Genomic DNA, 24,117 nt, shown 5'->3' with positions numbered 1-24,117 from the left:
CATCACGGCCTTCAATGTTCGCAGGGAGCCAACCGATGACTAAATCTGAATTAATCGAACAAATTGCGATGCGTCAGCCGGAGTTATCCGCCAAAGATGTTGAAACGGCGGTGCGTATTATCCTGGACGACATGACGGATTCTCTAGCTAGCGGCGGTCGCGTTGAAATCCGTGGTTTCGGCAGTTTTTCACTGCACTATCGGGAGCCGCGGGTAGGGCGCAATCCAAAAACAGGCGATGCAGTCGATCTGGAAGGTAAGTATGTGCCGCACTTCAAGCCTGGCAAGGAGCTACGCGAGCAGGTAGACGCTAGTCGAGCACTAGGCTACTAAAACGCGACTATTAATTTCTGTGGGATGACGTCGCCGCTTGAGTCGTACACAATAGCGCTACCGTGAACGTCACAGACTAGGAAACTCACATGCGTTGGATCAAAGGGCTGATTTTAGCCGTTATTTTGCTGATAGTAGTGCTGGTAGGGATTCTGTTTGCCGTTAATAATCAGCAAACCATTGCCTTAAACCTTATCTGGCTGGAGTTGCCAGCGGTATCACTCTCGGTTTGGCTACTCGCGACCCTGGTGTTTGGCGTCATACTCGGCATGCTCGCCATGCTAGGTGTCTACGTGCGGTTAAAAGCCACCCTGGCCCGCAGCCAGCGCCAGAATAAGCAGCAGCGTAAAGAGCTCGATAGCCTACGCACCCAGGAGTTTAAGGAACTGGCATAAATGCTGGATGTCGCGCTGCTAAGCGTACTGTTGGTCGCCATTGCCATTGGTTACGGGTTAGGTTATCGCCAAGCCTTACGCCGCCGACATCGCCCCCATCCGCCTGCGGCCTCGTCTCAAGGCCTCTCCCGGGACTACTTCGTCGGGCTTAATTACCTGCTTAATGAGCAGCCCGACGAAGCGATCAATACTTTTATCAACGTGCTAGCGGTCAACAGTGACACGGTTCACACCCATATCGCCCTCGGCAAGCTGTTTCGCGCCCGCGGAGAGGCCGACAAAGCCGTTAGCATTCACCAAAACCTATTGGCTCGCCCTGCCCTTTCGCAGCACACCAACGAACAGATCCAGCTTGAACTTGCTCGGGATTTTATGGCGCTTGGTGTTCATGACCGCGCCCAGCGGCTACTCAATACCCTGCTGGAGCATAGCGGTGATGATGATCACCGCTATGCTGCCAAACAGCTGCTCGTCGACTTATTAGAGCGTGAAAAAGCGTGGCAGCAAGCCCTTGACGTTATTCAGCCGCTGCTTAAACAGTATCCTAAGATGCGTCGCCCCGCGGCGCACTGGCTATGCGAGCTGGCACTGGAAGAAATTAGTGAAGCCAGTCGACCTCTGGCGAAAAAGCATCTCAAAAAAGCCCTGCAGCTGGATGAGAAATGCGTTCGCGCCACCCTGATGCTGGCCGAACTAGAGATGGACAACGGGCACTATGCCCGCGCTATTGAGCGATTAGACAACATCCCCGGCCAGGAGATAGCGCATATCCCCACCATGCTGCCTGCCCTCAAGCACGCCTATATGCGCAATAATGATGACACCGGCTACGAAGCGCACCTCTATCGCCTGCTTGAGCTAGCGCCTTACACCAGTACCATTATTGCCCTAGGTCAGCTCGTTCATCAGCGTGACGGCGTCGACAAAGCGATTGAGTTGATTGGTGAGCGATTGCGCGCCGTGCCGAGTTTAGGCGGGCTGGATTATTTGATCGATCTGTATATTGAAAGCCAGCGCCTTAGTGGAAAACCTTCCCCGGATACGCGCCTACTGTTACTAAAACATCATACCGATGCGCTGCTGCTTAACCGCACGCGTCATCGCTGCCAGCGCTGCGGCTTTGCTAGCGACGCGTTACAGTGGCAGTGCCCCAGTTGCCGCTTCTGGGGCACGATTAAGCCGGTCATTGGCGTGGAGGGCGAATAGTGCTCACAAAGCTAAGGTATGCAGAAATATTTAGTGCCCCTCTAGCTCCGCCTCAATCGCCTCAAGCGCTACCATGGGGTCGTCAGCCTGAGTAACGGGGCGACCAATGACCAGGTGGCTGCTTCCCGCTGCCATAGCCTCATTGGGGCCCATCGTCCGCTGTTGGTCATTAGCGACTGCAAAACTTGGCCGAATACCAGGGGTCACTTTCAAGAACGACTCACCGCATAGCGTTTTGATTCGCGCAGACTCCTGGGCCGAGCAGACCACCCCTTGCAAACCACTCTGCTTGGCCAGGAGCGCTAAGTGCTCCACGTGTTCTGCCAGTGGCGTTTTGATCCCCAGCTCTGCCAAATCATCGGTCTGCATACTGGTCAATACGGTAACGGCGATTAGATGGGTCGTTAAGGCGTTCTGATCCAGGCGTTGCACGGCCGCCTCCATCATTCGCCGCCCACCGCTGGCATGTACGTTGACCATCCACACGCCCTGCTCCGCCGCCGCCTGCACAGCGCTGGCAACGGTATTGGGAATATCGTGGAATTTAAGATCCAAAAACACCTCAAACCCGCGCCCATGCAGCGCCTCAAGCACTGCCGGGCCGCTACGGGTGAACAGTTCTTTACCCACTTTCACACGGCATCGGGTGGGATCCAACTGATCAGCCATGCACAGCGCGGCGTCTAGCAACGGGTAATCAAGGGCAATAATAATCGGGGAATCGGTGACCACAACGTTACTCCAAGTACGTTTTTGACCATTATATCAGCCTCTCCCTACTCCTCGCGCCCTCATCATGTAAGCCATTTGCCATATATCCATAGCTAAAATCTTACAACTGCTGTCATATATCGCTGACATAAACACGCTTTAAATAAGGCTAAGTTAACAAGTGCAGCGGCGTTTATCTTGCCCACTGATAACGCGGGCACAGGTAGAAACCTCTACACGACGTCGCATGTGTAAACACAAAAAACCAACGCTATTAAAAGGATCATTGCATATGAAAATGACACTTAAAGGAATGCTGGCCGCACTACTGTTTAGCATTAGCTTAGGGCTTTCCAGTGGCGTGCTGGCACAAGATGTAGCCCCGATTAACGTCAATACTGCCGATGCTGAACTGCTGGCCGAACTACCAGGGATCGGCCCCAGCCGAGCCGACGCGATCATTGAAGAGCGCGAAACCAATGGCGTCTTTGAAAGCGCTGCAGATCTTGAGCGCGTCAGCGGCATTGGGCCTGCCACCGTTGACCGCATGCGCGATCAAGTGACATTTGAATAGCCTCATTGGAGAGCATGTCGCTCGTTAACACCACAGTGCCCGGTGTGTATAAGCACCGGGCACTGTGAATAGCGCACGTTAAATCATCCACATATCCATAAATTTGTGTACCGGCATCGCTTCAAGTGTTGTTTGATGGCTGCACAGCTCGGCGATTTTTTGGCAACGACTTGTCGGAAAGCGAGTTGCCAGATTGCGCTCAAACTTTTCAACCAATAGCGGCATCCCCTCTTCCCGACGACGTCGGTGGCCGACCGGATACTCCACTGTCACTTTATCGGTCGCACTCCCATCGCTAAAAAACACCTGCACTGCATTAGCGATAGAGCGCTTCTCAGGGTCGTGGTAATCCGCCGAATACTCGGCGTTTTCTTCTACCACCATTTTATTACGCAGCTCATCTATTAGCGGATGAGCTGCATGAAAGCTGTCTTCATAGTGCTCGGCGGTAAGCGCACCAAAGATAAGCGGCACCGCTGTCATGTATTGCAGGCAGTGGTCACGATCCGCCGGATTGGCGAGTGCGCCGGTTTTGGAAATAATCCGAATAGCCGAATCGTGGGTGGTGAGCACGATTTTCTCGATATCGGCCAAGCGGTCTTTCACCTGCGGATGGAGCGTCACGGCGGCTTCACAGGCGGTTTGAGCGTGAAACTCAGCGGGGAAGGAGATCTTAAACAGAATGTTCTCCATCACGTAGCTGCCAAACTCCCGCTGAAAGCGTAGGCGGCGGTCAGCTTCCGGTTTGAGGCTCAAATCTTTGTTGGCATGACTGAACAGCACATCGTAGAAGCCCCATTGGGGCGCCGAGAGCGCGCTGGGAATACCCATTTCACCGCGCAGGGCGATATCCGCTAAGCGCACGCCCCGTGAGGTGGCGTCCCCTGCGGCCCAGCTTTTACGTGAACCAGCATTTGGCGCATGACGATAGGTGCGCAGGCTCTGACCATCCACCCAGGCGTGTGAAAGCGCCGAGAGCAACTGTTCACGATTGGCGCCCAACAGCTTGGCGGCCACCGCCGTAGAGGCGACCTTCACCAGCACCACGTGATCGAGGCCAACCCGATTGAAGCTATTCTCCAGCGCCAGCACGCCCTGAATCTCATGGGCCATAATCATGGCGTTGAGCACATCGCGCATCGCAAGCGCAGCGTCGCCTTGTGCAACCCGCTGCTGGGAAAGGTGGTCAGCAACGGCGAGTATCGCGCCAAGATTGTCGGAAGGGTGCCCCCACTCGGCGGCAAGCCAAGTGTCGTTATAATCCAACCAGCGAATGATACAGCCGATATCCCACGCCGCCTTAACCGGGTCAAGGCGAAGCGAGGTGCCCGGTATCCGCGACCCAAACGGTACTACCGTGCCCTCCACTATCGGGCCTAAGTGCTTTGTGCACTCTGGAAAACGCAGCGCCAACAGCCCGCAGCCAAGCGTATCCATTAAGCAGTAGCGAGCGGTTTCCAATGCCTCATCGGACGCCACCTGATAATTGAGTACGTAATCGGCAATAGCCTGTAGCTCGGGGTCGTAATCGGGCCGCTCATTGGCTTCGGATGTGGCAGACATGGATCTATCTCCTACTGTTGAATCACCTACTCAGTATGGCCCAAGGAATGCGTCCTAAAAGCTGTCACCAGGAATTCTCACAAATCCTTCCATCAACACCCGCGCGCTGCGGCTCATCAGTGCCTGTTCGATATGCCAACGCCCTTCCACCAGGCTTGCCTCAGCTCCCACCCGCAGGCTGCCGGAAGGATGCCCGAAGGTGACCTCGTTTCGTTTACCGCCACCGGCGGCCAGGTTCACTAATGTGCCTTCAATGGCCGCCGCCGCAGCAATGGCAACGGCGGCGGTGCCCATCATGGCGTGGTGCAGCTTGCCCATGGAGAGCGCTCGCACCAGCAGGTCGATATCCGTCGCCAGTACGTTTTTACCGCTCGATGATACGTAATCCGCCGACGGCGCTACGAAAGCCACTTTGGGCGTGTGCTGTCGTTTACCCGCTTCGCTGACATCACTGATTAGCCCCATGCGCACAGCACCATGGGCACGGATAGTTTCAAACATCTCAAGCGCCCGGCTGTCACCATTGATGGCATCCTGCAGCTCGGCGCCGGTATAGCCAATGTCGGCGGCGTTAATAAACACGGTGGGAATACCGGCATTAATCAAGGTTGCTTTCAATATCCCCACGCCTGGCACATCAAGCTGATCAATGAGATTACCGGTGGGAAAAATGGCTCCCTCGCCATCGGCCGGATCCATAAAGGCCACCGGAATCTCGGCAGCAGGAAAGGTCACGCCATCCAGCTCAAAATCGCCAGTTTCCTGCACTTCGCCATTGACGATAGGCACCCGTGAGACGATGGTTTTCTGTATATTCACCTGCCAAATGCGTACCTCGGCCACCCCGTTTTCAGGAATACGTGCAGGATCAACAAGACCATTGCTAATCGCAAAAGGGCCGACCGCCGCGGAGAGGTTGCCGCAGTTACCGCTCCAATCCACATAGGGCTTGTCGATGGAGACCTGACCGAACAGGTAATCCACATCGTGTTCTGCCGATTCACTTTCAGACAGAATCACCGTCTTGCTGGTACTTGAAGTGGCGCCCCCCATACCATCAATCTGCTTTTCGTAAGGGTCAGGGCTACCGATGACACGCAGTAGCAACTGATCCCGCGCCACGCCTGGCTGCTGGGCCGCTTCGGGTAGGTCGCTTAGTTTAAAAAACACGCCCTTACTGGTGCCGCCGCGCATATAGGTGGCTGGAATTTTTATCTGCGGCACACGGTTGTTTTGAACTGACTCGCTCATCATTACCACTCCTAAAAATAACCCGGTGCTCCAAGCTTTATCTGAAAAGCTAAAGGCACCGGGTTCACTTGGTCAGCTAGGCCGTTTCAATTAAGCCGCCGTGGACTCAAGAAAGTCCTGGGCAAAACGCTGCAGTACACCACCAGCAGTGTAAATAGACACCTCCTCGGCGGTGTCCAAACGGCACTTCACCGTAACCCGCTCGCTTTCACCGTTTTGGCGGTGGATCACTAGGGTGAGCATCGCCCCTGGCGAAACGGCGCCTTCGACATCAAAGGTTTCAGTGCCGTCCAGGCCCAGTGTCATACGCGTAGTCCCGGGCTCAAACTCCAGCGGCATCACCCCCATCCCGATCAGGTTGGTGCGGTGAATACGCTCAAAGCCTTCGGCGGCGATCGCTTCCACGCCCGCCAGCGCCACGCCTTTAGCCGCCCAGTCCCGTGAGGAGCCCTGACCGTAATCCGCCCCGGCAATAATGATCAGCGGCTGCTTGCGGGCCATGTAGGTTTCAATCGCCTCCCACATGCGGGTGACTTGGCCTTCCGGCTCTACCCGCGCCAGCGAGCCCTGTTTAACGTTGCCGTCGGCATCGCGCACCATCTCGTTGAACAACTTCGGGTTGGCGAAGGTAGCGCGCTGGGCAGTCAGGTGGTCACCGCGGTGGGTGGCGTAGGAGTTGAAGTCTTCCTCCGGCAGGCCCATTTTGGCCAAGTACTCCCCTGCCGCGCTGTTCAACTGAATCGCGTTGGAGGGTGAGAGATGATCGGTGGTGATATTGTCCGGCAAAATTGCCAGCGGCCGCATGCCTTTCAGGGTGCGCACTTTAGCCATATTGCCCTCCCAGTAAGGCGGGCGACGGATATAGGTGCTCTGGGGCCGCCAGTCATATAGCGGGCTGACCTGAGCGCGGGCACTCTTATCCAGATCGAACATGGGAATATAGGTCTGGCGGAACTGCTCCGGCTTCACCGACGATTTAACAATCGCATCGATCTCTTCGTCCGCTGGCCAGATATCCTTCAAAGTGACAGGATTTCCCGCCTGATCCACGCCCAGGACGTCTTTTTCGATATCAAAGCGAATCGTGCCCGCGATGGCATAGGCAACTACCAGAGGCGGTGACGCCAGAAAGGCTTGTTGGGCATGGGGGTGGATACGGCCGTCGAAGTTACGGTTGCCGGAAAGCACGGCGGTCGCATAGAGATCACGCTCAATAATCTCCTGCTGGATTTTTGGATCCAGCGCTCCAGACATGCCGTTACAGGTGGTGCAGGCATAGGCCACCACCCCAAAGCCGAGGCTTTCCAGCTCGCTCATCAACCCAGCTTCTTCCAGGTACATCTTGACGGTTTTCGAGCCCGGCGCCAGCGACGACTTCACCCATGGTTTACGCAGCAGACCCAGCCGGTTAGCGTTGCGGGCGATAAGCCCGGCGGCGACCATATTTCGTGGGTTAGAGGTATTGGTGCAGCTGGTAATGGCGGCGATGATAACCGCGCCGTCGGGCATTTTGCCCGCTTTCTCTTCCGCCTGTGCCGCCTCAAGCCCAACAGCAATACCACGCTGGGCAAGCTCTGAAGTTGGCAAATGGGCGTGGGGGTTGGAGGGCCCCGCCAGGGTGCGGGTTACCGACGAGAGGTTAAAGGTCAGTACCCGCTCGTACTCAACCTCGGTCAAGCTATCCGCCCACAGGCCGGTGTGCTTGGCGTAGGTTTCGACCAGCGCCACCTGTTCATCTTCACGGCCGGTAATTTTCAGGTAGTCGATAGTTTGGCCATCGATGTAGAACATCGCCGCGGTCGCGCCGTATTCGGGGGTCATATTGGAGATAGTGGCGCGATCTCCGACCGTTAGCGCGTCGGCACCTTCACCGTAGAACTCCAGGTAAGCACCAACCACCCGCTCTTTACGCAGGAACTCGGTAATCGCCAGTACCATATCGGTGCCGGTAATGCCGGGCTGCAGCTTGCCGGTCAGCTCCACGCCGACGATATCCGGCAGGCGCATCATGGAGGCACGGCCCAGCATGACGCTTTCGGCCTCCAGACCACCCACACCTACGGATATAACGCCAAGGGCATCGACCATGGGCGTATGGCTATCGGTACCCACACAGGTATCCGGATAGGCAATGCCGTCACGGTTCTGCACCACCGGTGACATCTTCTCCAGATTGATCTGGTGCATGATGCCGTTGCCGGGAGGAATTACATCGACGTTCTCAAAGGCCGTTTTAGTCCAGTTGATAAAGTGGAAGCGGTCATCGTTACGGCGATCTTCAATGGCGCGGTTTTTCTCGAAGGCGCCCTCTTCCGACCCTGCGTGCTCCACTGCCAGTGAATGATCGACGATTAGCTGGGTGGGCACTACAGGATTAACCTTGGCGGGGTCACCACCCTTCTCGGCAATAGCGTCACGCAGCCCGGCCAAATCGACCAGAGCAGTCTGGCCTAGGATATCGTGGCAGACGACACGCGCGGGGTACCAAGGAAAATCCAGGTCACTCTTGCGCTCGATCAACTGTTTTAGCGCATCGGTGAGCAATTCAGGATCACAGCGACGCACCAGCTGCTCCGCCAGCACACGAGAGGTATAGGGCAGCTGTGCATAGGCACCGGGCTGGATATCTTCCACCGCCTCGCGAGCATCAAAAAACTCAAGCTCTGTGCCAGGCAGCGGTTTACGGTATTGGGTATTCATAGCAGGCAGACTCACAAGAAGGGGGCTGAAAAAAGCCCGGTGTCCAAGTCACCGGGCAGCAAGCGGTTCAGTCTCGCGCTTCTATCGGCACCCACTCGCTCTTCTCGGGGCCAGTGTAATCGGCGCTAGGGCGAATAATGCGGTTATTGGCGCGCTGCTCAAATACGTGCGCCGCCCAGCCGGTCAGCCGAGAGCAGACGAAAATCGGCGTAAACAGCTTGGTGGGTATATCCATGAAGTGGTATGCGCTGGCGTGGAAGAAGTCTGCGTTACAGAACAGCTTCTTCTCACGCCACATGACCTCTTCGACCCGCTCAGAAACCGGGTAAAGCACCTTATCACCCACATCGTCAGAGAGCTTCTTGGACCAGTGCTTGATAATCGCGTTGCGCGGGTCGGACTCGCGATAAATCGCATGCCCGAAGCCCATAATTTTATCCTTACGCTCCAGCATGCCCATGATCTTGCTTTCTGCTTCTTCCGGCGACTGCCAATCCTCGATCATCGCCATGGCCGCTTCGTTGGCGCCGCCATGCAGTGGGCCGCGCAGCGACCCAATCGCACCGGTCACGCAGGAGTGCATATCGGAAAGCGTCGAGGCGCATACCCTTGCGGTAAAGGTAGAGGCGTTAAACTCGTGCTCGGCGTAAAGAATCAGCGATACGTTCATGACCCGCGCATGCAGTTCAGAGGCGGGCTCGCCGCGCAGCATATTAAGGAAATGCCCGCCTACTGAGTCATCATCCGTTTCGGTATCGATGCGCACACCGTCGTGGGAGAAGCGGTACCAGTAACAAATAATCGAGGGCAGCACCGCCAGCAGCCGATCAGCAACGTCTTGCTGCTGATCAAAATTCTCCTCGGTTTCTAGATTGCCCAGCATTGAAGTGCCGGTGCGCATTACGTCCATCGGGTGAGCGTCTTTGGGGATCTGCTCAAGTACCGTTTTTAATGCATCGGGCAAGCCGCGCAGGCTTTTGAGCTTGCTGATGTAGTGGTCTAGCTCACCCTGATTAGGCAACTTGCCTTTTAACAGCAGGTAAGCGACCTCTTCGAATTTGGCTTTTTCAGCCAGCTCTTTAATATCAAATCCGCGGTAGGTCAGGCCTGAGCCTGTTTTACCTACCGTACACAGCGCGGTGGAACCAGCGCTCTGGCCACGCAGTCCTGCTCCTGTTGCGGGTTTATCAGCCATGGTGTGTCTCCTATTACTGCTTTTATTTTTACTATCGATTTATGAATAAGGTCGTTCATTAAACTTTCGGCAAAGCTATCTTGGTGAGAGGACAGGTTTCCGCGAGGGCGCTGTGAACCCCTCCCTGGGCGCTACTTTTGTCATCCATGACAAAAGACCCTCGCTTCAACCTGTCCTCTCACCAGTTTGCAGAAGAAATCATTTCCAACTGCGCTTCATCTTAACTGGCGGTTTATTGGTCATCGCCTTTCTCGGCAAACAGCGCGTCCAGCTTCTGCTCAAAGTCGTGGTAATTGAGAAAATCGTAGAGTTCGTCGCGGGTTTGCATCAGCGGCACCACGTCTTTTTGGTGGCCGTTGTCGAGGATGCTTTGATAGACCTGCAGTGCCGCAGCGTTCATGGCGCGGAAGGCCGAGAGCGGGTAAAGCACCATGCGGCAGCCAACCTCGCCAAGCTCCGTTTGAGTAAACAGCGGAGTAGCACCGAACTCGGTGATGTTAGCCAAAATGGGTGCATTGACCCGTTCACAGAAGGCTTTGTAATCATCCAGGGTATGAACCGCTTCAGCGAAGATGGCATCTGCACCGGCTTCAACGCAGGCGTTGGCACGCTCAATGGCAGCATCAAGCCCCTCTTTTTGAAACGCATCGGTGCGAGCAATCAAATAGAAGTCGGGGTCGATCTTGGCATCGGCGGCAGCTTTAATGCGGTCGACCATCTCCTGCTGAGAGACAATTGCTTTATTGGGGCGGTGTCCACAGCGCTTTTGAGCCACCTGGTCTTCCATATGTACCGCGGCCACGCCAGCGCGCTGCATTTCTTTTACCGTGCGTGCAATATTGAAGGCACCGCCCCAACCGGTATCGATATCCACCAGCAGGGGCAGCTCGGTAGCGCCGCAGATACGGTGGGCATCTTCCACCACATCATTCATGGTCGTCATGCCCAGATCCGGCAAGCCGAACGAGGCGTTAGCTACGCCGCCACCAGAGAGGTAAATGGCTTGATGGCCAACCTTGTCGGCCATTAGCGCTGTATAGGCATTAATGGTGCCTAAGATCGGCAGCGGACGGTTAGCCTCAAGCGCGGCTCGAAACCGGGCGCCGGGAGTCATCTGGGACATGGGGTGTTTCTCCTATTGCTAATTTCTAGTTATGTTTTAGCTGCGTGATTAAGAGCTTTGCGATTTAGATGCTGACTCTTCGAGGGTCGCTGCATAGCGATCCGCCACATTGGCGCGGGAGGCGCTGACATGGCGGCGCATGAGCAGCTCGGCCAGCTCCGCATCGCCAGCTTCAATGGCATCAACAATGCGATGGTGTTCCACAAAGGCGCGCTGCGGTCGCGTGCCGCTAGCACTGAACTGAGTGCGATAAAGGCGCACAAGGTAGTAAAGGTCATCACAGAGCAGGTTCATTAGCATTTTGTTGTGGCTGCCCTGAACGATGCAGTAGTGAAAATCGAGATCGCCTTCGCGCTGGTAGTAAGCTTCGCCACGCTTTAAATCCGCCTGACCTTCGTGCAGCGCCAGCACATCCCGCAAACCCTGAACCTCTGCCGGTGACATATGCTCAGCCGCCAAGCGCGCCGCCATACTTTCCAGGGCTTCACGCAGGTCAAACAGCTCTAAAAGCTCTTTCATTGAGAGCTTAACCACCCTTGCGCCCACATGGGGAACCCGCTCGATGAGGCGGTGTGCTTCCAGGCGGCGCATCGCCTCGCGCAGCGGCCCACGTGAAATACCGTAGGTTTTAGACAATCCCGGCTCGGTGATCTTACTGCCGGGAGCAAGCTCGCCGCGTACGATGGCATCCTGCAACTGATGAAATACCCGCTCGGCGAGCGTGCGTACTTCAGGGGTTGCCATTTCATGCGGCGAGGAATCGGAATAAGAAGAAGAAACAGGTAAGCTCATGGCGAATTGTCGACAATTAGAAACATAGCGAAACTTTAGCCCCGCGAACCACCGCCGTCAACCTGCTTATAAAGCGACTTTATACATCTTTCGTTGTAGGCAAAAAGTCTAGCTGCAAAAACAGTGTCAACAATCCTCTTCCGAGCGTGAGAAATGCGTCAATCGTGCGACTGGTGCCGATCTTCAACGACCTCTAACATATGCAGCCCTTTTACCGGCCAGGCGTTTGCTTAATGAACCAGGCGTTGACGATAACTGCCCTGCCCTATTCACCCGACCCATTGGGTATATTCGCCTGCCTACGTGCTAGGCCCGGCGCGGTGCTGCTCGATAGTGGCCGCCCTATCGCCACCGGTCGCTTTGATATTATCAGCAGCGACCCACTTGCTACGCTGGAAGTTACTCATCATGGCGAAGCGAGTATTGCGTCAGATCAGCTTAGCCCACCGGCGCACTTGGCTAACGATGCGTTTGCCCTTCAGCAGTGGCTACTGGATCAACTGGATATCCCTGATGAAACCAGTGAACTCCCTTTTCTAGGCGGGCTAATAGGCTACTGGGGCTACGATTTAGGGCGTAAAACCTTATCGGTTCAGAGTGCTCAGGCAAGCCCGGTCACCTTACCGCAAGCCCGTTTGGGGCTTTACGACTGGTGTATCACCCTGGATCACATGGCCCAGCAGGCGTGGCTAATCGCCACTCCGCAGCGTCGTGAGCAGGTGGAAAACTGGCTTACCAAGACGCCAGAGCCAACTAGCGCGTTTACATTAACGAATACCTTTAAAGCAGAACTTAGCCACACCCAATATGTCGCACGCTTTAACGCCGTGCAGCGCTATATTCGCGCGGGTGACTGCTATCAGATCAACCTGGCTCAACGCTTTTATGCCGACTACCTAGGGGATGAGTGGCAGGCGTACCTGCAGTTACGCAAAGCGACCCCCACACCCTATTCAGGTTTTATGGCCTGGGGCGATAAGGCCGTACTGTCACTTTCACCCGAGCGGTTTATTCAGTGCAGCAACGGCGAGGTCGAAACACGGCCGATTAAAGGTACCCGCCCGCGAGGGGCCACACATGAAGAGGATCAGGCGCTGGCGGCACAGCTATTGAGCAGCACTAAAGATCGCGCTGAAAATGTGATGATCGTTGACCTGCTGCGCAATGACCTGGGTCGCGTCTGCCAGCCAGGCTCCATTCGCGTTCCGCAGCTATGTCGCTTAGAGAGCTACCCTAACGTGCACCACCTAGTTAGCGTGGTGCAGGGAACGCTGGCCGGTAATTACACCCCGCTGGCACTGCTTAAGGCGGCCTTTCCTGGCGGCTCAATTACCGGTGCACCTAAAATTCGCGCGATGCAGATCATTGATGAACTAGAACCCTGCCAACGCAGTGTTTATTGCGGCAGCCTTGGCTATGTCGATGTACGTGGCAGCATGGATACCTCCATCGCTATTCGCACTATGGTTGCCGAGGCGGGAAGACTGCATGTATGGGGCGGAGGGGGCTTAGTAGCAGACTCTCAAGCGGACGAAGAGTACACCGAGACACTGGATAAAATTCGCCATCTTATTGGCGCTTTGGAATAAGCAACGCGAGCTCTATATCAAAAAGGAATATAAAAGCCAAACTAAACGGTATTGGGGTTCGCTGCCTCCTGTTTGGTAGCCTAGTCAGTATTATTTAACTTCCGATTAGGAGGCAGTATGTCCTCAGAGCTTGAAGCGATTAACAGAGATTTCGCAAATAATCCTCAAGGATTAGTTGAGTGGGCGCTGACCCAGGGTGCACGACCTATTTGCACCACCAACTTTCGCCCTTTTGAGGCGGTGATTCTTCATATGGTGACCCAGGTGCGCCCGGATATACCCATTGTGTGGATGGACAGCGGCTACAACACCGAAGCGACTTATCAATTCGCTGACGAAGTGATTCAACAACTCAACCTGAACATCGTGAGCTTTGTACCCCGGCGCACGCGCGCCCACCGCGAGGCGCTGGAAGGCCCCATGCCGGGTATCGACGACCCGCGCCACGCAGCCTTTACTCAGGAAGTTAAAATCGAGCCCTTCGAGCGTGCGCTGCGTGAAATGCAGCCCGACGTATGGTTCACCGCACTGCGCGCTGAGGACACCCCCGAGCGCGCAAAAATGCAGCCGGTTAGTCGCAACAGCGATGGCCTATTGAAAGTTGCCCCGTTGCTGCAGTGGAGCGCCAAAGATATGTACCAGTATCTACAGGCGCATAATCTGCCCAATAACTTCGATTACTTCGACCCTACCAAGGTGGAAGAGAAGCGCGAGTGCGGGCTACATTTGCAGCACTAACTCCACACTGCGGGTTAATACTCCGGCAGGTCCAGGTCGTCAAACAACGACTGCTCATGGCGCGGGCCTGCCGTTAATGCTTCATCAACCCGGTCGCGGGTTAAATGAGGCGCAAAGCGCTCCAAAAAATCATACATGTAACCGCGCATAAAGGTGCCACGACGGATACCAATTTTTGTCGTAGAGCTGGCAAACAGGTGGCTTGCATCCAGTGCCACCAAGTCATCATCAAGCGCCTCGTCCACAGCCATATGCGCCACAATGCCAACCCCCATGCCCAGCCGTACGTAGGTCTTGATCACGTCGGCATCGGCGGCGGTTAGCACCACATTGGGCGTTAACCCTTTCGCTTTGAAGGCGTCGTCTAACTGCGAGCGGCCGGTAAACCCAAACACGTAGGTGACCAGCGGATGTTCACCGAGCGCCTCCAGGGTCAACGGGCCCTGATGAGTGGCTAGCGGGTGCCCTTTAGGCACCAGTACGCAGCGGTTCCAACGATAGCAGGGCAGTAGCACTAAATCGGTAAATAGCTCCAGCGACTCGGTCGCGATGGCGAAATCGGCCTGGCCTTCACTGACCATCTGTGCAATCTGCTTGGGCGTACCCTGCTGCATATGCAGCGCCACATCAGGATATTTAAGGGTGAATTCGCTGATAATGGGCGGTAGCGCATAACGGGCCTGGGTATGGGTCGTAGCAATGGCCAGGCTACCGCGGCGCTCATCGCTATGCTCCTGAGCCACCTGCTTGATGTTTTCGGTGAGACGCAGTACCTGCCCGGCCAGGTCAATAATTGACTGCCCGGCAGGCGTCACACGTGTCAAGTGCTTACCACTGCGCGCAAAAATCTCGACGCCAAGCTCATCTTCTAACAAACGTATCTGTTTAGAGATCCCCGGCTGTGAGGTAAATAGACTTTGCGCTGTGGCCGAGACGTTCAGGTTATGTCGATTGACTTCCCAGATATAGCGGAGCTGTTGTAGCTTCATATCCTCACCTTATTTATTCTCTATACAGATCTATGTAGACCGTATCTTGATGTAGGCCGAATCTTTAAGCACACACAGGCGCTGATGCCACATCACGCCTGACGGATCGTGTCGTCACACTCGGCACTCTACAGCACCATATAGAATAAAAAACACCAAAATAATACTTTTATATTATAAAAAAACGCCCTACCAGCACCCTTTAATTTCTGCTATTTAGTTAACTCACTGTGCAGGAAATTTGCCAGCAACCTTCGCGCCCGCTAACATCTGCCCACACTTATCGCGATAGACACGAGGCGCGCTTAAAGAGCACCAATGGATCGCGTAATGACCGTTGCTCCATTTGAGGCAACGAAACAGTAAGAGCAACGCAAACGGGAGAAGCAAATGGCTAATAATGTTGATGTCACCAACGCCAATTTTGAGCAAGAAGTCCTCAACGCTGAACAGCCTGTGCTAATGAAGTTCTGGGCGCCCTGGTGTGGCCCATGCAAGGTCATGGCCCCGGTCGTTGATGAAGTAGCTGCAGAACGTCAGGAAAGCCTGAAAGTTGTTAGTGTCAATGTAGACGACGCACCAGAAATTGCTGCCGAGCAAGGCGTCCGCGGTGTACCTACCGTCATGCTGTTTAAATCCGGCACCAAAGTCGCTTCACTGGTTGGCGCGCAATCTAAGTCACAACTGACGCAGTTCATCGAACAAAACGCCTGATGAATGTGTAGCACTTGTAATAGCCGCCGACTCTGTCGGCGGTAACACGCCTTCGCTAAATTTCCTGCCTAATTTTTGCGTTTCCACGGTGGCAAACTTGCATCGCTTACCCGAATATCTTTTACACGACGCCTTCCAGGCCCTAACAGCCTAGCGATCCACCGTGTTTGTGGGTGACTATCAAGTGCGATCTTCAACGTCATCGTTAGTACCACCGAAAGTAGCATCCCCGCCGCACCAAAGATCCACCCCCATACCACCAGCGATAAAAACGCCACAAATGTAGAAAGCCCCAACGCCTGCCCCATTACCCGCGGTTCAATCAGATTGCCGAGCACAAAGTTGATGACCAAATAAGCAGAGGCTAGCAGTAACGCCTGAAAAGCACCGCCGTCTTGGGAGACCAACAGCAGCAACACGGGGGGTACCGCCGCCAGCGCGGAGCCAATATTGGGAATAAAGTTGAGTGCAAAGGCCAACACGCCCCACAACAGCGGAAAATCCACGCCTACAATCATGCAAGAGAGCCATACCAGCGCCCCAGTGGCCAGGCTAATCATGGTTTTTACGGCTAGATAGCGCTTCAGCGTTAAGCTGAACTCACTAAAACGCTTCAAGCTAGGTGCCGGATTTTCCAGTGCGCGGGAAATTTTATCGCGCACGTTCAGCGTCTCGAACAGCATGAATATAACCAGCAGTCCAACAATGATGCTCTGCATAAAGAGGTTGCCTAGCTGCCCCAGTAAGGCAGGCATCCAAGAGCCCTCATCCTCCATTTCAAACAGCGAGTTAATCTGGTCGGGGTTAATTGCTAGCCCGCGTGAAGAGAGCGCATTAAGTAAATTCCAATACTGCTCGTAGAGCCGCGACTCTATTTCCGGCAACGCCGTCACGAAGGTACTAAAGCTATTGACCACTAGCAGGCCAATCAGCGATATAAACGCCAGCAACACCATCAGGGTTAAAAAGGCTGACAGCCGCATGCTCAGCCCACAGCGATGCAGCCACTGCACTGGGGAGGTACATACTACTGCGATAAATATCGCGAGCAGCAACGGCACTAATAAATCAGCACCTGCTTTCATTCCTGCAATAATCACTACCAGCGCAGCGAGCGCCAAGGTGGCATTGAGGGGAATACTGCGGTAATCCTCGTCCGACAAGTTCGACATAATCCATCCCTAGCTTGTTGTCCATATATAATGGCTGCATTCGGCATATTGCACAAACCGTGCAAATAATAAGCAACTGTTTTGCGACCACTCTTCCGTGCTGAACTTTCTTTTCTACTTCGCTTCAAAGCTACGTCTACTTGAATGATTTATACCCGGTTTTAACTTGGCGGCGCCACTGCCCGCTCACTAAGGAAAACATTTATGCAAGCCATACCAGCTAACCTTCAAAAACCAGGCTCTAAACGTTTACGCAATGGCCTACTAGGCGGCGCTCTATTGGCACTCCTTAGCGCTCCTTTTGCACACGCTTCACCGTCAACACCGCCCCAGCCAAGCTTGCATGTTCAAGCGCAGTCTTGGGTTGAGGTAGAACCCGACAAGGCCACCCTGAATGCACGATTGTGGGATAACACACCCGCCCTTTCCACCTTGGAAGAGAGCGATAGTAGCGCACTTAGCGATGCCCGCGAGCGCTTAGAGACCCGCGCCAGCGAATTAATCGAACAAATGGAAGCCACCGGCCTTGAACGCAATGCCATCAATGCAGGCTCGTTAAATGTCTACCCTGAGCATATTCAAGGGCCACGCAATGAAGATGGCGAGCATGAGACCTTGCAGCGTACACGTCTTGAGCGCCCGATCACCGTCGAACTCACCGACCTTGATCAATTAAGCGAGGTGTTAGACGCGCTAATAGCCGCTGGTGTTAACTCATTGGATGGCGTGCAGTTTGATCTACAAGACCGCGACGCCGCCACCGACGAAGCGCTGGTTAAAGCGCTGGAGAAAGCGCAACACAAAGCAAACCTGATGGCCGATAGCTTAGATGCTGAGCTTGGTCATGTGCAGCGCATTGAAGAGACGCAATCACCTATCTTCCAGCCGCGCATGATGGCGATGCGGGCAGAAAGCGATGCTGCTGGCGCCAGTCAATCCGGTGCCGCCAGTGATTACAGCCCCGGCACCATCCGCATTGATGCCGGGGTTAGCGTTGAGTGGGCGCTTAAAGGGCCAGACGCTCCACGCCGCCCAGATAGCGACGTAGCGGCTCAGGAATAATCACCGAGCCATCCGCCTGCTGGTGGTTTTCAAGCACCGCCAGCAGGCAACGACCAACCGCCAGCCCTGAACCGTTCAGCGTATGTAGCAACTGCGGCTTTTTGGAATCCGGATGGCGATACCGCGCTTGCATACGCCGGGCCTGGAAATCCTCGCAGTTAGAGACAGACGAGATCTCCCGGTAAGTCTCCTGGCTGGGCAGCCACACTTCCAAGTCGTAGGTCTTCGTGGCCCCAAAGCCCATATCCCCAGTGCATAGCGTCACTACGCGATACGGCAACGCCAGTGCCTGCAGGATCGCCTCTGCATGACCACGCATCTCTTCCAACGCTTCGTAGCTCTTCTCCGGCTCCACAATCTGCACCATCTCGACTTTATCGAACTGATGCTGGCGGATCATTCCGCGGGTATCGCGCCCGTGCGAGCCCGCCTCGGAGCGGAAACAGGGCGTATGTGCGGTAAGCTTCATCGGCAATGCCGCTTGCTCGATAATTTCATCGCGTACAAAGTTGGTCAGTGGTACTTCTGAAGTGGGAATCAGGTGATACTCGCGCTCATCGTCCAGCTTGAACAAATCTTCGCCAAACTTCGGCAGCTGGCCGGTGCCCATCAGCGAATCGCGGTTGACCATATACGGCACGTAGCACTCTTCGTAGCCGTGCTGTTCGGTTTGGGTATCCAGCATAAACTGCGCCAACGCCCGATGCAGGCGCGCTATGGGCCCACGCATGACCGCAAAGCGAGCGCCAGTGATTTTAGCCGCCAGCTCAAAATCGAGATAACCCGACTGCTTACCCAGATCAACGTGATCCAACACCTCGAAATCAAACTCCCGCGGCGTGCCCCAGCGGTGCAGCTCGACATTCTCGTCTTCGCTTTTGCCTTCCGGCACGCTTTCATGGGGCAGGTTGGGAATACCGCTGATAGCGTCGTCCCACTCTTCCTGGACGTCGGCCAGCTCGCGCTTGGCTTTATCCAGGCGATCGCCTAAATCGCTGACTTCATCCAGCAGCGGCTGAATATCTTCACCGTTGGCCTTGGCTTTACCAATCGCTTTGGAGCGCATATTGCGCTCATTTTGCAGCTGCTCGGTTTGCGTTTGCAGCTCGCGGCGACGCGACTCCAGCGCCTGCAATCCCGCTTTATCAAGCACAAAGCCCCGGCGGGCCAGTTGTTGAGCAACCGTGTCAAGATCACCGCGCAGCAGTTTCGGATCGAGCATGAATCCTGTCCCTTGGCCTGAAAACAATAAAAGCACCGCGCCAATGCGCGTGCATAAAGGGGTCTATTGTAGGCAAAAGCGCGGCGAGGAGCTATGGCCGGTATCACCAGACGCACGTTTAGCTACGCTAAAAGGCTCCAGCACCAGAGAAGTCAGCACTAGCTAACGCCACACTCCAGTAGCGCGTGGTAAGCCTACGGCGCACCCGCGAATGCAGCGCATAGCGCTGCTAGAAGGTAGCGGCACGTAATAAGTTTGCACTATCGCTAAGCAAGGTTCAGTTATCGAATCGACTGTATGTGCTATGACCACTCGGCATATCCATCCCAGCCCGTTAGCCAAAAGTGATAGAGTGCCCGCCGATTCGTCTAACGAATCGATAAATAATAGGTTTTAACACTTTTGACAGGAGAAGCGCAGTGCAGGAGACAGCACAGCAAGGAAAGTTTGCCTGGTGGCGACGAATTGCCCTATGGAAGAAGATTCTCGCCGGCTTGGCGTTGGGTATTTTGGCAGGCGCGCTATTAGGTGAGACCGCCAGCGTGTTTAAACCGCTGGGCGATATTTTTATTAACGCCATTATGATGCTGATTGTGCCACTAGTGTTCTCCACTCTGGTGGTGGGTATTACCTCAATGCGCGACCCCCAGAAAATGGGGCGTATTGGCGCGCGTACCATTACGCTCTATTTGGTCACCACCGCCTTTGCTATCTCCATTGGTCTGGTACTTTCCACCCTGCTGCAGCCGGGCGTGGGCGTTGATTTAAGTTTTGACTCTGAAGTGGCCGCTAACGAAGCGCCATCGCTGGTCTCTATTCTGGTTAACTTAGTGCCGCGTAACCCGTTGGACGCCCTGGCCAACGGCAACATTATGCAGATCATTGTGTTTGCCATTGGTTTAGGTATTTCGCTGACGTTGATCGGCGATAAAGGCGAGCCGGTCATGAAGGTCTTCGACAGCTTTGCCGAGGCAATGTACAAGCTCACCGGCATTGTGATGGCGTTTGCGCCCTTCGGCGTATTTGGCTTAATCGCCCACGTCTCTGGACAGTACGGTTTAGAGATATTGCTGCCGCTGGCCAAGTTGATTGGCGTTGCGTACCTGGCCAGTATTCTCCACGTGCTAGTGATCTACTCGGGTTTGATCTCGCTACTGGGGCGGCTAAACCCCATGCGCTATTTGCAGGGCAGTCTGGACGCTATTGTTGTGGCGTTCTCGTCCGCTTCTTCTGCGGGCACCCTGCCGGTCTCTATACGTTGCGCGCAGAAGAACCTGGGCGTTTCCGAAGGGGTTTCAGGGTTTGTGTTACCGGTAGGCGCCACCATCAATATGGATGGCACCGCGCTTTACCAGGGCGTGGTCGTGCTATTCATCGCCCAAATGACTGGCACTGATTTGAGCATGATGGATTACGGCATGATTGTCGCCACCGGCACGCTGGCCTCCATTGGTACCGCAGGCGTACCAGGCGCTGGCCTGATTATGCTCTCGATTGTGATGGCCCAGGTTGGTCTGCCGCTGGAAGCTATCGCCGTGGTCGCGGGGATTGATAGGATCCTTGATATGGCACGCACCAGCGTCAACGTTGCCGGTGATTTGATGGTGACAACCCTGGTAGGTAAAAGCGAAGGGGAGCTCAATGAAGAGATCTACAACCGCCGCTAGTATGAACTCAGGCATTTATAGCGTGTAAAGAAGCGCAACTCATTATGCGATCAGCAAGCATCCCGTCACAGAAAAACACTCGGCAAATGCTAGGTGTAGGCAGGGATGCTTTGATACCGTCTCTCGATAGCAACTGCAAGGGGGATTTACCCTCCTTGCAGCTAGTATTTACTTTGGGATTTCAACACGCCAAACGCAATACGCGCCAATTCCGCATAGCCGCTTCCAACACCAATAACGTTGGTTTGCCACGGGCTCAAGCTTCAGTTTGCTGGCATCAATGCCGATACATGCCATCACGTTGTCTCGCGTTGTTCGTACAGCTTCTTTCGGAGTGCTAAAGACTTTGGATACCGTTCAAATTTACGTGATAAAGAACATCTACGAAGCAGGGCCAATGCCCTTGTTCATTTGGAGACTCAGTTGACGATGGACAGTTTCAAGCTCCAAACCCAGGAATAAAGAAAAATTCAAAGCATCAAAACAATCACGAAAACATCAATTTATATAAGTCCCACCGTTAACATTAATAGTTTCTCCAGTGAGAAAATCAGACATACTGGACGCAAGAAAAAGCACAACATCTGCTACATTTTTAGGTGTTCCTAACCTTTTCAAAGGCACATTAGATGTGACTTTTTCAAAGTAATCATCTGACCATTGTTTAATCATATCGGTTTCAATAGGACCAGGACTAACACCATTAACATTTATATTATACCTTGCCATCTCAAGAGCAAGATGCCTTGTTAAGTAATCAATACCAGCTTTAGATGCTCCATATGAAGGGGCAGCATTCTTATGCCCCGACTTAGCAGCACTAGAACTGACATTAACAATTTTACCGCAGCCCCTCTCGACCATATGAGATAAAACTGCCTTGCTGAAATAAAAATTTCCATTCAGGTTAACATCGACTACATGATGCCAATCTTCTAACTCAACATCTAAAGTAGCGCTGCGCATATTAATGCCAGCATTATTTACCAATATATCAATTTCCCCAAAATGTCCTATTGTTTTCTTAGAAACCTCTTCTGCAGTTTCAGGATTAGTAACATCTCCAGCAAAAACCAAACACTCCCTTCCCATTTTCTCCACATCACTGCAAACTTCATTTAACAGCTTTAAGTTTGTACCAACAATAGCTAAAGAAGCTCCACTCTCAGCCAGCGTAAGAGCAATACTCCTGCCTATGCCTCTACTAGCACCCGTTACGATCGCTACCTTATCAGCTAACATCATCGCCATTAACCTCAAAAATGAATTCAATTACCAATTGATAGCTTATTACATCAACAAGTCCGGTAGGAATGTCACAATTTTCGGGAATACAATAATACTAAGTATAGACACAAGATAAATAATGACAAAAATGACAATATGTTTCATCATTTTCAGTACGTTTGTACCGGCTATTTTTGCTGACAATAAAGTAGACAACCCATAAGGCGGCGTTACCGTCCCCAGCCGAATAGCCATCACCGTTACAATACCTGCAACAACCGGATCAACGCCTAATTCGCGTATAACAGGAACGGACATAGGCACAAAGATTAGCATGGCTGAATTTGGCTCCATAAAGGTACCAAGGATAAAATACAGCAACACCAGCACTAATAAAAAAGTAAAGGCGTTAAAATCATTTTCAATAATAAAACTAATGACTGGATCTAGCGCTTGATAATAAGATAAGACCCAAGATAAAAACGAAGCAGCGGCAATCAGTATATAAATAGAGGCTGAATCCGTCACAGCCCTGTGCATAACTTCTTTATAGTTTTTAAAGCTTCTTTCCTTTTTAATAAAGAAGGCCACAACAAATACATACACCACGGCAATCGCGGCGGCTTCCGTTGCGGTGAATACACCTGCCATTATCCCCACAATGACAATTAAAAACAAACTAACGGGAAAAATGCTTTTCTTTATCGCCAACCGCTTGGAAAGTTTATCATCCTCACTTAAACCAAGAAGTTCATTACTCACAGGCCCAACATTATTTTTATGAGCATAATAGTAGGCGTAAAACATTTGGGTTGCACCAATCAGAACCCCTGGAATAATCCCTGCTATAAACAACGAAGCGACAGAGGTCTGTGATAAAGCACCATACACTATTAATAAAATACTAGGAGGTATTATCGACCCTATGGTAGAAGATGCAGCGGTTATCGTTGCTGCAAACTCTTTGCTGTAACCTGCTTTTACCATAGCAGGTATTAAAATTCGGCCTAGCGATGCAACATCTGCTACTGAAGAGCCCGATATAGCCCCAAAAAACACACTCGTTACAATATTTATATGTGCCAGGCTGCCTTTCAAGTTACCCACTAAGGATTTAGATATATAAATTAAGTCATCTGTTACTTTTGTCAGGTTGAGCAACGCACCACAAAAAATAAAGAGCGGGATCGCTAACAGCGTAAAGCTTGAAAAGGACTCGATCATAACAGAACTAGCTTGAGTCAAGCTTACGAGCGGCTCGAAGATGATAGGAATCGCTGCAGCGATAACTATACTGAACGCAACAGGAACGCCAATCAACAAGCAAACAAGGAAAACAGAAATGATTGTCAGCAAAATCATTTACTTTGGACCTCTTTCTTATGTTTCTTAAAAAACAAGCCCCTAGCATTGAGCAAATGAAAATAAACCATGAGTATCGAGCCCACCAAGAATGCTGAATAATAATAAATTAGGGAAGGCTGCGAAGAAAGAAATCGAATCGATACTAATTCCGACCTAACCAACCCTGACTTGAAAGCAGCAACGCCAATAAAAACCAGTATCACGATACCCACAAGAGTAAGAAAATAGACGATGGTATCTCTTATTTTAGTTCCTCTTTCGCTCAAATAATCCGAGAGTATGTCAATTTCCAAATGTGCCTTTTCCTTTACTGCTATAGCAGACCCCAAAAAAACAAGCCACAGTAGAGAAAACTTCCTTAACACCTCTAGCTCCGGTATGGAATAAGAGAACACATACCTTGTGATCACCCCAGTAAACAACGTTACTGAAATTAGCACCAGCATAAACATACCAATTAAGGATACCGATCTTAACAGTACAGAACTGACTTTTTCATGCCACATGTCACAACCTCCAAAGAGGCACTG

22 protein-coding genes are annotated in these 24,117 nt (G+C 53.0%); 9 read left to right on the top strand and 13 right to left on the bottom strand.

Annotated features, from left to right (window positions below; genetic code table 11):
* Positions 1–35: 35 nt before the first annotated feature.
* From ACW17M_RS20940 to lapB, 3 genes are all read left to right on the top strand, one after another.
* Positions 36–332: an integration host factor subunit beta gene (locus tag ACW17M_RS20940; protein WP_008959540.1), complete on the top strand. Its 297-nt coding sequence runs from the start codon at positions 36–38 to the stop codon at positions 330–332.
* A gap of 89 nt (positions 333–421) precedes the next feature.
* Entirely contained in the window at positions 422–727 is a 306-nt protein-coding gene (locus tag ACW17M_RS20935) for a LapA family protein (protein ID WP_027958442.1), read from the top strand.
* Complete coding sequence (gene lapB / locus ACW17M_RS20930; RefSeq protein WP_457548045.1) at positions 728–1,933, top strand: lipopolysaccharide assembly protein LapB; 1,206 nt, start codon at positions 728–730, stop codon at positions 1,931–1,933. It begins immediately after the preceding gene.
* A 30-nt stretch (positions 1,934–1,963) separates the two neighbouring features.
* Here lapB and pyrF read toward each other — a convergent pair whose 3' ends face one another.
* Positions 1,964–2,665, bottom strand: a complete 702-nt coding sequence (gene pyrF / locus ACW17M_RS20925; protein WP_457548044.1) for an orotidine-5'-phosphate decarboxylase — start codon at positions 2,663–2,665, stop codon at positions 1,964–1,966.
* 271 nt (positions 2,666–2,936) lie between these two features.
* Between pyrF and ACW17M_RS20920 the strand changes: the two genes are divergently transcribed.
* Complete coding sequence (locus ACW17M_RS20920; RefSeq protein ID WP_022522901.1) at positions 2,937–3,218, top strand: ComEA family DNA-binding protein; 282 nt, start codon at positions 2,937–2,939, stop codon at positions 3,216–3,218.
* 78 nt (positions 3,219–3,296) lie between these two features.
* Here the strand turns inward: ACW17M_RS20920 and prpD are convergent, their stop codons facing one another.
* The 6 genes from prpD to ACW17M_RS20890 all read right to left on the bottom strand — a co-directional run bounded on the left by prpD (position 3,297) and on the right by ACW17M_RS20890 (position 11,842).
* Positions 3,297–4,781 carry a 2-methylcitrate dehydratase gene (prpD, locus tag ACW17M_RS20915; RefSeq protein WP_009288001.1) on the bottom strand — a complete coding sequence of 495 codons (1,485 nt, stop codon included), beginning with the start codon at positions 4,779–4,781 and terminating at the stop codon, positions 3,297–3,299.
* A 54-nt stretch (positions 4,782–4,835) separates the two neighbouring features.
* On the bottom strand, positions 4,836–6,035 hold the full coding sequence (gene prpF, locus ACW17M_RS20910) for a 2-methylaconitate cis-trans isomerase PrpF (RefSeq protein WP_457548043.1): 1,200 nt from the start codon (positions 6,033–6,035) through the stop codon (positions 4,836–4,838).
* An 87-nt stretch (positions 6,036–6,122) separates the two neighbouring features.
* Positions 6,123–8,732 (bottom strand): Fe/S-dependent 2-methylisocitrate dehydratase AcnD, encoded by a 2,610-nt coding sequence (acnD, locus tag ACW17M_RS20905; RefSeq protein WP_041159203.1) that lies wholly within the window; start codon positions 8,730–8,732, stop codon positions 6,123–6,125.
* A gap of 67 nt (positions 8,733–8,799) precedes the next feature.
* The gene (prpC, locus tag ACW17M_RS20900) at positions 8,800–9,927 is read right to left on the bottom strand and encodes a bifunctional 2-methylcitrate synthase/citrate synthase (protein ID WP_022522897.1); all 1,128 of its coding nucleotides are present in this window, start codon (positions 9,925–9,927) and stop codon (positions 8,800–8,802) included.
* 232 nt (positions 9,928–10,159) lie between these two features.
* Positions 10,160–11,050: a methylisocitrate lyase gene (gene prpB / locus ACW17M_RS20895; protein WP_022522896.1), complete on the bottom strand. Its 891-nt coding sequence runs from the start codon at positions 11,048–11,050 to the stop codon at positions 10,160–10,162.
* 48 nt (positions 11,051–11,098) lie between these two features.
* Positions 11,099–11,842 (bottom strand): GntR family transcriptional regulator, encoded by a 744-nt coding sequence (locus ACW17M_RS20890; RefSeq protein WP_041159202.1) that lies wholly within the window; start codon positions 11,840–11,842, stop codon positions 11,099–11,101.
* A 233-nt stretch (positions 11,843–12,075) separates the two neighbouring features.
* Between ACW17M_RS20890 and pabB the strand changes: the two genes are divergently transcribed.
* Together pabB and ACW17M_RS20880 are read left to right on the top strand one after the other, a co-directional pair.
* Positions 12,076–13,431 (top strand): aminodeoxychorismate synthase component I, encoded by a 1,356-nt coding sequence (gene pabB / locus ACW17M_RS20885; RefSeq protein ID WP_457548042.1) that lies wholly within the window; start codon positions 12,076–12,078, stop codon positions 13,429–13,431.
* Between the two features lie 117 nt (positions 13,432–13,548).
* Complete coding sequence (locus tag ACW17M_RS20880; protein ID WP_022522893.1) at positions 13,549–14,169, top strand: phosphoadenosine phosphosulfate reductase domain-containing protein; 621 nt, start codon at positions 13,549–13,551, stop codon at positions 14,167–14,169.
* Between the two features lie 14 nt (positions 14,170–14,183).
* On the opposite strand, the gene cysB is transcribed toward ACW17M_RS20880, so the two are convergent.
* Positions 14,184–15,158, bottom strand: a complete 975-nt coding sequence (cysB, locus tag ACW17M_RS20875; protein WP_009287995.1) for an HTH-type transcriptional regulator CysB — start codon at positions 15,156–15,158, stop codon at positions 14,184–14,186.
* A gap of 390 nt (positions 15,159–15,548) precedes the next feature.
* Between cysB and trxA the strand changes: the two genes are divergently transcribed.
* Positions 15,549–15,872: a thioredoxin gene (gene trxA, locus ACW17M_RS20870; RefSeq protein WP_007113240.1), complete on the top strand. Its 324-nt coding sequence runs from the start codon at positions 15,549–15,551 to the stop codon at positions 15,870–15,872.
* Positions 15,873–15,940: 68 nt separating this feature from the next.
* On the opposite strand, the gene ACW17M_RS20865 is transcribed toward trxA, so the two are convergent.
* Entirely contained in the window at positions 15,941–17,044 is a 1,104-nt protein-coding gene (locus ACW17M_RS20865) for an AI-2E family transporter (RefSeq protein WP_457548041.1), read from the bottom strand.
* A 204-nt stretch (positions 17,045–17,248) separates the two neighbouring features.
* Between ACW17M_RS20865 and ACW17M_RS20860 the strand changes: the two genes are divergently transcribed.
* Positions 17,249–18,106 carry an SIMPL domain-containing protein gene (locus ACW17M_RS20860; protein WP_457548040.1) on the top strand — a complete coding sequence of 286 codons (858 nt, stop codon included), beginning with the start codon at positions 17,249–17,251 and terminating at the stop codon, positions 18,104–18,106.
* Here the strand turns inward: ACW17M_RS20860 and serS are convergent.
* Positions 18,051–19,328: a serine--tRNA ligase gene (serS, locus tag ACW17M_RS20855; RefSeq protein WP_041159200.1), complete on the bottom strand. Its 1,278-nt coding sequence runs from the start codon at positions 19,326–19,328 to the stop codon at positions 18,051–18,053. The two genes, ACW17M_RS20860 and serS, sit on opposite strands and share 56 nt — an antisense overlap.
* Before the next feature lie 419 nt (positions 19,329–19,747).
* On the opposite strand from serS, the gene ACW17M_RS20850 reads away from it, so the two are divergent.
* Positions 19,748–20,995, top strand: a complete 1,248-nt coding sequence (locus tag ACW17M_RS20850) for a dicarboxylate/amino acid:cation symporter (protein ID WP_009287993.1) — start codon at positions 19,748–19,750, stop codon at positions 20,993–20,995.
* Between the two features lie 498 nt (positions 20,996–21,493).
* Here ACW17M_RS20850 and ACW17M_RS20845 read toward each other — a convergent pair whose 3' ends face one another.
* Genes ACW17M_RS20845 through ACW17M_RS20835 form a run of 3 tightly spaced genes read right to left on the bottom strand, consistent with a single transcriptional unit; the run spans position 21,494 to position 24,033 of the window.
* A complete protein-coding gene (locus ACW17M_RS20845; RefSeq protein ID WP_457548039.1) occupies positions 21,494–22,240 on the bottom strand; it encodes an SDR family NAD(P)-dependent oxidoreductase in 747 nt (248 codons plus the stop codon).
* A gap of 45 nt (positions 22,241–22,285) precedes the next feature.
* Positions 22,286–23,584, bottom strand: a complete 1,299-nt coding sequence (locus ACW17M_RS20840; RefSeq protein ID WP_159177004.1) for a TRAP transporter large permease — start codon at positions 23,582–23,584, stop codon at positions 22,286–22,288.
* The gene (locus tag ACW17M_RS20835; RefSeq protein ID WP_457548055.1) at positions 23,581–24,033 is read right to left on the bottom strand and encodes a TRAP transporter small permease; all 453 of its coding nucleotides are present in this window, start codon (positions 24,031–24,033) and stop codon (positions 23,581–23,583) included. Before ACW17M_RS20835 ends, ACW17M_RS20840 begins: the two co-directional genes overlap by 4 nt.
* Positions 24,034–24,117 lie beyond the last annotated feature (84 nt).

Source organism: Vreelandella sp. 2A-K22 (assembly GCF_054065485.1).
The sequence above is the reverse complement of the archived record's forward strand: the minus strand, read 5'-3'. Positions and strand labels throughout refer to the sequence as shown.

What these genes read in the sequence shown, in the direction of transcription:
- ACW17M_RS20940 (WP_008959540.1), top strand. Translation starts at nt 36, where the DNA reads ATGACTAAATCTGAATTAATCGAACAAATTGCGATGCGTCAGCCGGAG.
- ACW17M_RS20935 (WP_027958442.1), top strand. Translation starts at nt 422, where the DNA reads ATGCGTTGGATCAAAGGGCTGATTTTAGCCGTTATTTTGCTGATAGTA.
- lapB (WP_457548045.1), top strand. Translation starts at nt 728, where the DNA reads ATGCTGGATGTCGCGCTGCTAAGCGTACTGTTGGTCGCCATTGCCATT.
- ACW17M_RS20920 (WP_022522901.1), top strand. Translation starts at nt 2,937, where the DNA reads ATGAAAATGACACTTAAAGGAATGCTGGCCGCACTACTGTTTAGCATT.
- prpD (WP_009288001.1), bottom strand. Translation starts at nt 4,781, where the DNA reads ATGTCTGCCACATCCGAAGCCAATGAGCGGCCCGATTACGACCCCGAG.
- prpF (WP_457548043.1), bottom strand. Translation starts at nt 6,035, where the DNA reads ATGATGAGCGAGTCAGTTCAAAACAACCGTGTGCCGCAGATAAAAATT.
- acnD (WP_041159203.1), bottom strand. Translation starts at nt 8,732, where the DNA reads ATGAATACCCAATACCGTAAACCGCTGCCTGGCACAGAGCTTGAGTTT.
- prpC (WP_022522897.1), bottom strand. Translation starts at nt 9,927, where the DNA reads ATGGCTGATAAACCCGCAACAGGAGCAGGACTGCGTGGCCAGAGCGCT.
- prpB (WP_022522896.1), bottom strand. Translation starts at nt 11,050, where the DNA reads ATGTCCCAGATGACTCCCGGCGCCCGGTTTCGAGCCGCGCTTGAGGCT.
- ACW17M_RS20890 (WP_041159202.1), bottom strand. Translation starts at nt 11,842, where the DNA reads ATGAGCTTACCTGTTTCTTCTTCTTATTCCGATTCCTCGCCGCATGAA.
- pabB (WP_457548042.1), top strand. Translation starts at nt 12,076, where the DNA reads ATGAACCAGGCGTTGACGATAACTGCCCTGCCCTATTCACCCGACCCA.
- ACW17M_RS20880 (WP_022522893.1), top strand. Translation starts at nt 13,549, where the DNA reads ATGTCCTCAGAGCTTGAAGCGATTAACAGAGATTTCGCAAATAATCCT.
- cysB (WP_009287995.1), bottom strand. Translation starts at nt 15,158, where the DNA reads ATGAAGCTACAACAGCTCCGCTATATCTGGGAAGTCAATCGACATAAC.
- trxA (WP_007113240.1), top strand. Translation starts at nt 15,549, where the DNA reads ATGGCTAATAATGTTGATGTCACCAACGCCAATTTTGAGCAAGAAGTC.
- ACW17M_RS20865 (WP_457548041.1), bottom strand. Translation starts at nt 17,044, where the DNA reads ATGTCGAACTTGTCGGACGAGGATTACCGCAGTATTCCCCTCAATGCC.
- ACW17M_RS20860 (WP_457548040.1), top strand. Translation starts at nt 17,249, where the DNA reads ATGCAAGCCATACCAGCTAACCTTCAAAAACCAGGCTCTAAACGTTTA.
- serS (WP_041159200.1), bottom strand. Translation starts at nt 19,328, where the DNA reads ATGCTCGATCCGAAACTGCTGCGCGGTGATCTTGACACGGTTGCTCAA.
- ACW17M_RS20845 (WP_457548039.1), bottom strand. Translation starts at nt 22,240, where the DNA reads ATGATGTTAGCTGATAAGGTAGCGATCGTAACGGGTGCTAGTAGAGGC.
- ACW17M_RS20840 (WP_159177004.1), bottom strand. Translation starts at nt 23,584, where the DNA reads ATGATTTTGCTGACAATCATTTCTGTTTTCCTTGTTTGCTTGTTGATT.
- ACW17M_RS20835 (WP_457548055.1), bottom strand. Translation starts at nt 24,033, where the DNA reads ATGCTGGTGCTAATTTCAGTAACGTTGTTTACTGGGGTGATCACAAGG.